Origin of the sequence: Providencia sp. PROV201 (genome assembly GCF_028479545.1) — a bacterium.
GTDB lineage: Bacteria > Pseudomonadota > Gammaproteobacteria > Enterobacterales > Enterobacteriaceae > Providencia > Providencia huaxiensis.
Genome location: NZ_JAMPNW010000045.1, coordinates 1 through 2313, shown reverse-complemented (window position 1 = coordinate 2313; position 2313 = coordinate 1). Strand labels below are relative to the sequence as shown.

Here is a 2313-nt window from a genome sequence, read left to right as displayed (position 1 = left end):
AGTTGGGGTTTGAGGTAGGCAGTCACTATACCCTCACTCGCCAAGCCGGACAGTTGATTATCCGGCTGGCTGAGGGGGAGTGAAGCGATTATGCAGAGTTCTCACTGCTGGCTCATATGACCTCGGTGGGTTATGAATTGCTATGCCTCCATGAGCTCATAACTGGAACTTATTCGCACCTTCCCTAGCACATCCTCAAGTTCACAACCTTTAGAAATTATTTCAGTAACATGTTTGGATACTTTATGCTCTGAAAAAAACTTAACGCAATAAGGCTTAAATATTAAATTATTAGCTTCATCTATAGATGGTGTTTTTGACTTTAGCCGGGCTACTTGCCCAACCGACAACGCCCGAACCCCAGTCCACAGCTGATCATCAGTGGTAAGTGGCTGAATGAGCTAGGGTTTACGGTCGGCAGTCATTTTACTCTCACACGCCAAGCTGGGCAACTGATCATCCAGCTGGCAGAGAGGGAGTAAAAACAAATAATGGCATCTCAGTAATAAATTGGGATCTATATTTTTGAGATTATAATTTAAATTATAATAAGCTCACCTGACTCATTGAAAGGCGCTTTTATTTTATAATTACGAGTATAAACATTCACAATATACCTTAGATAGTCTTTAAAATCCCAATCAGTAGCTTCTATAGTCTCTTCATTTTCATCATATTGATAGACCCTATTAGGATCATTAGATTCGGTAAGCAAGAAGAAGTACTGAGTATAGCTTTCCACTGATATGAATAATGCTTTTTGTTTCCGCAGATTATATTCTTGGATAGATGGAAGCTCATCTCTTAGTGCATCTTGATATAAGATATTACCTCTAACCGTCTGTCCATTTCGATAAAAAAACAGAGGGTCGTCACCAAAAAGCCCTCCACTACAACGACCAATACTTGTTAAAAAATCATACAACTGGTCTTTAACCTTAATATCGTATAAGCGCTCGATTTTACCAATTTCTTCATCTGAATAACCATTCATATACCCTAAATTAATAGGCAACTCAGGGTACACAGAATGCAGATATTTGATTAGTTCACTATTCATTATTTATTTTTCCCCGTAGAGCCTTGATAAATATTCACATTAAGATTCTTATTATTTTCTGCAAAATTTTGACTTGTATAACCACAGCTTACGCACATACCAGGATCTCGACTAGATGTATTTTGTATTGCCATATTTACATCTGCTTTTTGCCCATTATAAGCATCTTGAATATGATTAAATAGCTTTTGTTCTGCATGATTAAAATTTGTTTTCTTAGAGTCAATGTTACCCACACTAGTAAAACTATTATTATCATCACGAATAACCTTATAGTTAATCCCGTCTATCTTCACTGTATCTGGTGATTTTCCTGACCATGATTTACCACTAACCGAAAGATAATATTCAGTTTTACCATTTGCGGTTACTGATGCGGTGGCATAACTAACTGCCGCCCCATCTTGTTGTGAAGATTTCTTTAAATATTGTTGAGTTGCATTTCTCACAGCATCTAAATTCAGTGCAGGATCATTAACTTGCTTCAAGTCATGAACTTGATAATTATTTAACTTATCTCCATTGCTTTGGTTAGGCATTGTTTTGGGTGGCATTTGTTCATTTGGTTTTGTTGGGGTTACACCTGGTTTCGCAACATCTTTCCCAAACTGTTTAACAAGAGCTCCTGAATTCGCAATAGCAGACATTCCACCTAATAGATAAATCGACCCGACATACATACCTGCACGCGTTCGTGCTTCTTCATCGGTATAACCGAAGTTTTTAAAGGCTTCAGTATAGGATTCCAATAGATTATACGCCTGCTGTGCTTCGGGTGAAGTCGAGTTCAACAAACGCTCGATTTCTTGATAACCTGCCTGCGCTGTTTTCGGGTTTTGATACGTCAAACTGACATAGGTATCTATCGTTTCGAATGCGTCTTTTCTGGCGGCGGTACATTCAGGTGAAACACCGCCGGCACAAGTATCAAGCAGTTTTTGGGTTGTTTCCGTATCTTTGATCCGCAGTTCAGCAAGCTTCTGTTGCTCGACCTCAGTGATCTTCCCTTGCTGCTCTTTAAGCTCCAGTGACGTCTTCTGGCGGTGCTCTGAGTCGCTCAGGTAGTTATTCTCAACCGCATTCTTCCCAGCTTGCGAGCCAGTAATCGCACCGGCCACATCACCGGTAGTCAGTCCACCCGCTAATCCTGAAGCCAGTTGGCTTAGTGCACTGACTTGCTGTTTCTCACTTTCACTCAGTTCCCAAATTTCTTTGCCCGGGAAGAGGGTGTTCAAGATAACATGAGCCGATAG

The 2313-nt window shown here is 40.2% G+C and carries 4 protein-coding genes; 1 reads left to right on the top strand and 3 read right to left on the bottom strand.

The annotated features are described in order from the left end of the window. Positions 1 to 140 precede the first annotated feature (140 nt). Positions 141 to 350, bottom strand: coding sequence for a DUF3969 family protein (locus PR809_RS20155; RefSeq protein WP_195697494.1), 210 nt, complete (start codon positions 348 to 350; stop codon positions 141 to 143). On the opposite strand from PR809_RS20155, the gene PR809_RS19955 reads away from it, so the two are divergent. Further along, the gene (locus PR809_RS19955; RefSeq protein ID WP_195697493.1) at positions 336 to 482 is read left to right on the top strand and encodes a SymE family type I addiction module toxin; all 147 of its coding nucleotides are present in this window, start codon (positions 336 to 338) and stop codon (positions 480 to 482) included. The genes PR809_RS20155 and PR809_RS19955 overlap by 15 nt on opposite strands. 56 nt (positions 483 to 538) lie before the next feature. Here the strand turns inward: PR809_RS19955 and PR809_RS19950 are convergent, their stop codons facing one another. Beyond that, positions 539 to 1060 carry a hypothetical protein gene (locus PR809_RS19950; RefSeq protein ID WP_195697492.1) on the bottom strand — a complete coding sequence of 174 codons (522 nt, stop codon included), beginning with the start codon at positions 1058 to 1060 and terminating at the stop codon, positions 539 to 541. Then, on the bottom strand, positions 1060 to 2313 hold a 1254-nt coding region (locus tag PR809_RS19945), incomplete at its 5' end, for a VENN motif pre-toxin domain-containing protein (RefSeq protein WP_272524685.1). The genes PR809_RS19950 and PR809_RS19945, both read right to left, overlap by 1 nt.

Bases quoted from the DNA above. Each gene is read 5' to 3' on its own strand.
- PR809_RS19950 (WP_195697492.1), bottom strand. From the start codon at position 1,060: ATGAATAGTGAACTAATCAAATATCTGCATTCTGTGTACCCTGAGTTG.